The sequence below is a fragment of the Aeromonas australiensis genome, from assembly GCF_000819725.1.
Classification (GTDB): domain Bacteria; phylum Pseudomonadota; class Gammaproteobacteria; order Enterobacterales; family Aeromonadaceae; genus Aeromonas; species Aeromonas australiensis.
In genome coordinates, this window is record NZ_CDDH01000027.1 from 93,155 (window position 1) to 100,150 (window position 6,996).

Consider the following 6,996-nt stretch of genomic DNA (forward strand, 5'->3'; position numbering starts at 1 on the left):
AACCCTACAACCCGCAGCCTGCATGGATACCACCCCACAGAAGGAAGCTGGACCATGACCAAATTCAAGTTCCCGTCAGCCTACACGATACTGTTTGTGCTGATCGCCCTGGTGGCCGCCCTGAGCTGGATAGTGCCGGCCGGCAAATACGAAATGACCATGAACGAAGCCCTCGGCAAAGAAGTGCCGGTGGCAGGGACCTATAAGCAGGTAGAGGCCAATCCCCAGGGGATTGTCGACGTGCTGCTGGCACCTATCGATGGCCTCTACAATCACGAGACCTACGAGGCGGGCGCCATTGACGTCTCCCTCTTTATCCTGATCATCGGTGGTTTTCTTGGCATTGTGACCAAGACTGGCGCTATCGATGCCGGTATTGAACGTGTTACCGACCGTCTGCGTGGCCGGGAAGAGTGGATGATCCCGATCCTGATGGCGCTGTTCGCCGCAGGCGGCACCATCTACGGCATGGCTGAAGAGTCGCTGCCCTTCTACACCCTGTTGGTACCGGTGATGATGGCCGCCCGTTTCGACCCTGTGGTGGCGGCGGCAACCGTGTTGCTGGGCGCCGGTATCGGTACTCTCGGTTCCACCATCAACCCGTTTGCGACTGTGATTGCGGCCAACGCGGCCGGTATCTCCTTCACCGATGGTATCTGGCTGCGCGTCGCCATGCTGGTCGCCGGTTGGCTGCTCTGTGTGGCTTATGTCATGCGTTACGCCAAGATGGTGCGCAACGATCCGAGCAAATCCCTGGTGGCTGATAAGTGGGAAGAGAACCGTGCCCACTTCCTTGGCAACAAGAGCGACCAGATGCTGGAGTTCACCCTGACCCGTAAAATCGTGCTGGGTATCTTCGTCGCTGCCTTCGCCGTGATGATCTACGGGGTGGCCGTGCTGGGCTGGTGGATGGCGCAGATCTCCGGCGTGTTCCTGGCTGCCGCCATCATCGTCGGTCTTATCTCCCGCATGAGCGAAGAGGAGCTGACCTCCAACTTTATCGATGGTGCCCGCGACCTGCTGGGGGTGGCGCTGATCATCGGTATCGCCCGCGGTATCGTGGTGGTAATGGATAACGGCATGATCACCCACACCATACTGCACAGCGCAGAAGGGATCGTGACCGGCCTCTCCACCGTGGTGTTTATCAACGTGATGTTCGTGCTGGAAGTGGTGCTCTCCTTCCTGGTGCCCTCCTCTTCCGGTCTGGCCGTGTTGACCATGCCAATCATGGCGCCGCTGGCCGACTTCGCCAACGTGGGCCGCGACCTGGTGGTGACTGCTTACCAGTCTGCCTCCGGTCTGGTGAATCTGGTGACCCCAACCTCCGCCGTGGTCATGGGAGGTCTGGCTATCGCCAAAGTGCCTTATGTACGCTGGCTGAAGTGGGTAGCCCCGCTGCTCGGTATCCTGACCGTGCTGATCGTGGTCAGCTTGAGCCTGGGGGCTTTGCTCTCCTGAGGTATAACAAGCAAGATGAAGCGGGAGCCTGCAGGCTCCCGTTTTTTTATGGACGCAAGAAGTGATGGGTAGGAAATCGCAGGCAACAAAAAGGCGACCCGCGGGTCGCCTCGATGCATTTGGGGGAGGGTTAGCGGGCCTGCGCCAGGGTGCGCACCACGGCGGCGTGAGCTTGGCGGGTGCGGCTGATATGGCGCGGCGCGACCAGCACCACGTCATTGCCCGCAACGGCACCCATGACCTCCGGATGGGCGTTGCGATCCAGCAGGCGGGCCACCACGGTCGCTGCTCCCGGGGTGGTGTGGATCAGCACCATCTGCTGGTTGTGTACCACTTCGCGCACCATGTCGTGGATCGAGCGGGTACTGCCGGCGGGTTCCAGCTGCTCGTCGACCAGGGTGTAGACCTTCTTGCCGTTGGCATTCTGGGCCTTGGCGACGCCGAGGCGGCGCAGCAGGCGGGAGATGGTGGACTGGCTGATGTCGGCAAAGCCGCGTTCTGACAGCTCGCGGCGGATCTCTTCCTGGGTGCTGTAGCAGTGCTGACCGATGATCTGGCGACAGGCATCCAGCTGGGCCAGATCGGGCTCTTGGGCAACGGGACGACTGAGGGTTTTGACCACGGCGAATTCCTTTGATGATGATCGACGGCAATCGCGCGATATCTGCCATAGTGGTCGGTTATCAGCTAGAAACACTGACAATCCATCTATATGCAGGCAATGAACGGGTATTACCATCTTGGGATGGCAAATTATAGCTGACTGGAAATTCGGTGATGTGACAGGGTTCAAAAATGGGCCCAGAGGGGCCCATTTGGATTTCCTTTGTGTCTGAAAATCAGTAGCGTTCGCTGACGATCTCCTGAGTGAAAGACTTTTCGCAATATTTGCACTTCATCCGCACCACCCCTTTCACTTCGCGCACCCGGAAGTAGCTGTCTACCGGCTCGTTGTGGGAGATGCAGTTGGAGTTGGGGCAGTGGAACACCCCGGCGATGAACTCTGGCAGCTCCAGTTGGTGCTTCTTCACCACATTGAAGTCTTCGATGATGTTGACGGTCGCTTTCGGGGCGAACAGCGCCAGCTGGTTGGCCTGCTGCTCGGTCAGGCGGGTGTTCTCAATCTTGATGAGATCCTTCTTGCCCAGCGCGCCGGATTTCAGGTTGAAGCCGACGGTTATCCGCTCCTGGGTTTCGACCAGCTGGAACAGCTTGAGGATCTTGATGCCCTGGCCGGCGGGGATGTGGTCGATGACCGAGCCGTGATGGATGGCTTCGACTTGCAGTTGGTTCTTGTCAGACATGTTATTCCCCTTTCCCTTAAACAGTTTCGTTCAGTACCAGTGCCAGCAGCGCCTGGCGTGCATAGACCCCGTTTTCCGCCTGCTGGAAGTAGTAGGCATGTTGGGTCTTGTCGACCGCCACATCGATCTCGTCAACGCGGGGCAGGGGATGCAGGATCTTCATGCTGGGCTTGGCCCCTTCCAGAGTGGCCAACTCCAGTACGAACTTGGCAGCCATGTGCTTGTATTCGGTCTCATCGAAGCGCTCTTTCTGGACCCGGGTCATGTAGAGGATGTCCAGCTCCGGCATCACCTCTTCCATGGTCTCATGCACGCTGAACTGGATGCCCTTCTCTTCCAGCTCTTCACAGATGTAGTCCGGCATCGCCAGCGCTTCCGGGGAGATGAAGAAGAAGCGGCAGTTGAACAGGCTCAGAGCCTGGGCCAGCGAGTGGACGGTGCGGCCGTACTTGAGATCACCGACGAAGGCGACGTTGAGGTTGTCCAGCCTGCCTTGTGTCTCCCGGATGGAGAAGAGGTCGAGCAGGGTTTGGGTCGGATGCTGGTTGGAGCCGTCGCCGCCGTTGATGACCGGTACCCGGGAGAACTCGGAGGCCAGACGGGCGGCACCCTCTTTCGGGTGGCGCATCACCACAGCATCGGAGTAGGAGCCGATGATCTTGATGGAGTCAGCCAGCGTCTCGCCCTTCTTGGCGCTGGTGTTGCCACCGTCGGCGAAGCCGATGATGTTGCCGCCAAGGCGCTGGACCGCGGTCTCGAACGAGAGGCGGGTGCGGGTGGAGGCTTCGAAGAAGCAGCTGGCAACCAGCTTGTCTTTCAACAGGCTGGTGTCAGGTTCAGCCTTCAACCGTTGTGCGGTTGAGACTACCAGTTCCATTTCTGACCGGGTCAGGTCCGAAATGGAGATGACATGTTTCTTATAGAGTGGATTGGTCATCGTCTGCATTCCCTTTGACATCATTATTGGAGGTTTTTCGGGCACAAAAAAAAGCCCCTGAAACAGGGGCTTTTTTTAAAAAAAACTGGAGATCTTTGAGGTGGGAACCGGAAACAACGGGGCCGCTCTGGTGCGTACCACCCGTTTGAAAGGCTGTTTTCTGAATCAAAAACTGCATCGTTTCATCCCGACCTTTTTCAAAACCGGACAGATTATAGGGCCGCTTTTTTAATTGTCAAAATTTTATTTCCGATGCCAATTTCAGCATGAAAAACGTTTAAATGATGTGAACAGGACGACAAATCCATACCTTGTGCGTCTCTTGCAGTGATTCCCCATCGCGAGCCATGGCCCGCAAATAACCGAGTCTGTGGTGCCCTTCCAGCAGGCAGTAGGGTTGCGGCAGGGGATGGCCGTTCGGGTAGCTGGCACCTTCTTCCGGTGCCAGTACGATGACAGGTTCCGGCCAGGTGCCGTCGTTCAGCATTTTCTCGCCGAGCCAGGAGCGGCGTACATAGCGATTGCTGCGCAGCATCTCCCCCCAGCGTTCGATCACCTCTATATGGCGGGAGTCGATCTGCCCGATAATCTGCGCGGTGGGCCAGCTTTCACAGGTGAACTGATGGCTGGCGAGATCGATAAAGCTCCAGTTGGACTCAAATCCGCGCCAATGACGGTAAATCCACTGGGAGAGCACATTTTCAGGAATAAAGGGCACCAGCGGCGCGACCCGTTCAAGATAGGCGGGCAGGGGCTCTGTTTTGCGTTCATCCCTGAAATTGAGGGGCGCCAGTTGTTGGAGCAATCGGTAATTGAGCATAAGTGGCCTCCCGGTACCTGATTTCACCCTACCCCCATTTATGTCCCATTCCTACCCCGGCAGGGCTGCAAATACAGCAAGTTATCCCGCTTTGCTGCACAAATAATCGCGACTTGTTCGGGATTTGTGCAATCGCATCGAAAGCGTAAAAAAAACCTTTACCTTTGATCTCCACTTTGTATACTACGCCTCGTTTGTTGCAGGGGCGTAGTTCCAATTGGTAGAACAGCGGTCTCCAAAACCGATGGTTGCGGGTTCGAGTCCTGCCGCCCCTGCCATTTTTAGAAAGGCCAGCTCATTGAGCTGGCCTTTCGCATTTCCGGCGTTCGCCATTTCTCCTTCTCTTTGATCACTCCGCCGTTGGATAGCATGGAATAGCGATCTGGTTCACACTAATAGCGCGTTCTGTTGTTGTGCGATGGGAAAATATACAGATTCACTAAAGTCTGTTCATCTTGCGGCCGATAGCCTTTGCTAGACTAGGGTCTTTCCCTGCCCCGTCACAACAACAAGGATTCGTCGTCATGACCCTCTCTTTACGCGGCAAGCTGCTGGCCACCAGTCTTGGCGTGGTGCTGCTGATGGCATCACTGCTTGGCATCGTTGCCTTTCACACCCTCAAATCTCGCACTATGAGCGCCATCCAGAGCGAGGCGGTCAACTATGGTCACGCTTATTCGTCGGCTATCGGTGACTGGATGGCGGACCGCAAGAACGCAGTGCATGCGCTGGTCAACTTGATTGCCGACAATCCGCAGGCAGAGCTGGTGCCGCACCTCAAGCAGGCTTATACCTCGGGTGGCTTCGGGCTCACCTATTTTGGCTCCGCGCAGGGGGTGATGACCCGCCAGGATCCCTCCCTCAACACCGGCAACTATGACCCGCGCGAGCGCCCCTGGTACCAGGATGCGGTGAAAGCGGGGCAGCTGATCGTTACCGCTCCCTATGTCAGCGTCACCATGCAGAAGTTGGTTGTTACGCTCTCCGAGCCGGTGCGGCATCAGGGTCAGCTGGTTGGCGCCGTGGGGGCCAACCTGGCCCTCGACAAGCTGATCGACGAAGTGCTGGCGATGAAGGTGCAGGGTGAGGGCTACGCCATGCTGCTCGACAGCAGTGGCCTCATCGTCGGTCACCCGCAAAAGGATCTGGCACTCAAGCCCATCGCCGAGCTGGCGCCGGGACTCTCTGCCGCCACCTTCCAGCAGTGGGGCCGCGAAAACAGCGAGCTGCACGCCGCCACCCTCGACGGGCGGGATGTGCTGCTGGCGGTGCAACCAGTGCCGGGCACCGACTGGCTGCTGGCCATGGTGATGTATCGCGACGTGCTGGAGGCGCCGCTCGCTTCCCTGCTGTGGCAGCTGGTGGGACTGACCCTGGTGCTGCTGCTGGTGTTCAGCGCCCTGCTCACCGCCATGTTCAAGTTCCTGTTTGCCGATCTCGGTCGGGTGGCTGGCGCGCTGCACGACATTGCCCACGGCGAGGGAGATCTCACCGTGCATATCAATACCCACAGCAAGGATGAGGTGGGTCAGTTGGCCCAGAGCTTCAACCAGTTCGTGGCGCGGTTGCATGGCATCGTCAGTCGGTTGCGGGATGTGACCGTCGAGCTGGCGGCCCAGTCCCGTGCCCAGGCGGCCGGGGCCCACTCACGCAGTCAGCGGGTACGCCAGCAACAGGACGAGATCGTGATGGTGGCGACGGCGGTGACCGAAATGGCCTCTGCCACCCAGGAGATCGCCGGCAATGCCGAGTTTGCCGCCACTACAGCCACCGATGCGGTCGCACTGGCAGTCGCCGGTCAATCCCAGGTTGGCCAGAGTCAGCACAGCATCACAGGGCTGGCAGACGAGGTGGCTGATGCCAGCCAGATCATTGTGGAGCTGGATGCCCACGCCCAGAAGATCAGCGGCATTCTGGCCACCATCAGCGGCATCGCCGAGCAGACCAACCTGCTGGCGCTCAACGCCGCCATCGAGGCGGCGCGGGCCGGTGAGCAGGGCCGTGGTTTCGCGGTAGTGGCGGACGAGGTGCGGGTGCTGTCGCGCCGCACTCACGACTCCACTGACGAGATCCAGCAGATGATCGAGACCCTGCAGCAGACCACCCGCCGCGCGGTGAGCGGCATGGAAACCAGTCGTCAGCTGGCGGGTACCAGCGTCGAAGATGCGGAAGCGGCCAACCAGAGCCTGGCCCGGATCAACGAAGCGATCGGTGCCATCAGCGACATGGCGACCCAGATCGCGGCGGCGGCCGAAGAGCAGACCTCGGTGACCGGCGAGATCAGCCGCAATACCGAGAATATCCGCCACGTCTCCCAAGAGCTGGCCGAGCAGGCGGGCAACGAGGCGGCGCAGGCGGCCGAACTCAAGTCGCTGACCGAGCGGCTGGAGCAGGAGATCGGCCGCTTCCGGCTCTGACATCCCGCCACACCGGCAACAGAAAGGGCAGCCCGCGGGCTCAGACTGCTGACAAAC

Annotated in this window: 7 protein-coding genes and 1 tRNA gene; 3 read left to right on the forward strand and 5 right to left on the reverse strand. The window is 59.1% G+C overall.

From position 1 onward, the window contains the following. Positions 1 to 54 precede the first annotated feature (54 nt). The gene (locus tag BN1117_RS04495; RefSeq protein ID WP_040095170.1) at positions 55 to 1,461 is read left to right on the forward strand and encodes a YfcC family protein; all 1,407 of its coding nucleotides are present in this window, start codon (positions 55 to 57) and stop codon (positions 1,459 to 1,461) included. A 130-nt stretch (positions 1,462 to 1,591) separates the two neighbouring features. Here the strand turns inward: BN1117_RS04495 and BN1117_RS04500 are convergent, their stop codons facing one another. From BN1117_RS04500 to BN1117_RS04515, 5 genes are all read right to left on the reverse strand, one after another. Continuing rightward, positions 1,592 to 2,083, reverse strand: coding sequence for an arginine repressor (locus tag BN1117_RS04500; RefSeq protein ID WP_040095172.1), 492 nt, complete (start codon positions 2,081 to 2,083; stop codon positions 1,592 to 1,594). A 217-nt stretch (positions 2,084 to 2,300) separates the two neighbouring features. Beyond that, complete coding sequence (pyrI, locus tag BN1117_RS04505; RefSeq protein ID WP_040095173.1) at positions 2,301 to 2,765, reverse strand: aspartate carbamoyltransferase regulatory subunit; 465 nt, start codon at positions 2,763 to 2,765, stop codon at positions 2,301 to 2,303. A gap of 16 nt (positions 2,766 to 2,781) precedes the next feature. Next, positions 2,782 to 3,702, reverse strand: coding sequence for an aspartate carbamoyltransferase (pyrB, locus tag BN1117_RS04510; protein WP_040095175.1), 921 nt, complete (start codon positions 3,700 to 3,702; stop codon positions 2,782 to 2,784). Continuing rightward, the gene (locus BN1117_RS19620) at positions 3,683 to 3,880 is read right to left on the reverse strand and encodes a hypothetical protein (protein WP_167334813.1); all 198 of its coding nucleotides are present in this window, start codon (positions 3,878 to 3,880) and stop codon (positions 3,683 to 3,685) included. Before BN1117_RS19620 ends, pyrB begins: the two co-directional genes overlap by 20 nt. A gap of 99 nt (positions 3,881 to 3,979) precedes the next feature. Further along, a complete protein-coding gene (locus tag BN1117_RS04515) occupies positions 3,980 to 4,522 on the reverse strand; it encodes a hypothetical protein (RefSeq protein ID WP_040095177.1) in 543 nt (180 codons plus the stop codon). A gap of 201 nt (positions 4,523 to 4,723) precedes the next feature. On the opposite strand from BN1117_RS04515, the gene BN1117_RS04520 reads away from it, so the two are divergent. Next, positions 4,724 to 4,800: transfer RNA gene (locus tag BN1117_RS04520), tRNA-Trp, on the forward strand. Between the two features lie 246 nt (positions 4,801 to 5,046). Beyond that, the gene (locus BN1117_RS04525; RefSeq protein ID WP_040095178.1) at positions 5,047 to 6,939 is read left to right on the forward strand and encodes a methyl-accepting chemotaxis protein; all 1,893 of its coding nucleotides are present in this window, start codon (positions 5,047 to 5,049) and stop codon (positions 6,937 to 6,939) included. The last annotated feature ends 57 nt before the right edge of the window (positions 6,940 to 6,996 follow it).